Consider the following 527-nt stretch of genomic DNA (forward strand, 5'->3'; position numbering starts at 1 on the left):
GCCGCCTGATCACTCCAGGCCACCGCCTCCCGCACCCCGCTCCACGACTCCGGCGCTACCGGCGGGCGCCAGCGCAGATCACCCAGCGGCGGTTTGGCATAGGGAATACCCAGGAACTGCCAGGTATCCTCATTAGCCTCGAAACCACGCAGCTCACCCCCGGTGGTTGAAACCACGATGCGCGGGCTGGTTGAGCGGGCGAAATGCTCCAGGGCATTGGCCACGGTAGTCACTGTGCGCGGCCGTGGGTCAGTATCGGTAAAGGCTCCGGCTTGTTGCAGCTCATCCACCAGGGTTGCCAGACTGGCTCGGAAATCCGCCGGCGGCTGGTCAAAGTAGATGCTGTCAGCATTCTGCGAGACGTGCTCACGAATTGCCTCACTGATCTGTATGCCGTTGTTGAGGTCACCATCGGCATCCAGGCTCTGCAACAGGATCAGCATATTGACCACCCGCTGATCGTCCGCCGAATCAGCCTCCGGGGTGATACTCAGCGGCGTGAGGATATTGGCGCCAACCGCCGAGCC

The 527-nt window shown here is 62.4% G+C and carries 1 protein-coding gene; it reads right to left on the reverse strand.

Annotation, left to right across the window (positions count from 1 at the left end; genetic code table 11):
• A partial coding sequence (locus C2846_RS18510; RefSeq protein ID WP_205890280.1) for a carboxylesterase family protein occupies window positions 1-527 on the reverse strand: 527 nt, incomplete at both ends.

This window comes from Pseudomonas jilinensis (genome assembly GCF_003586265.1).
Classification (GTDB): domain Bacteria; phylum Pseudomonadota; class Gammaproteobacteria; order Pseudomonadales; family Pseudomonadaceae; genus Halopseudomonas; species Halopseudomonas phragmitis.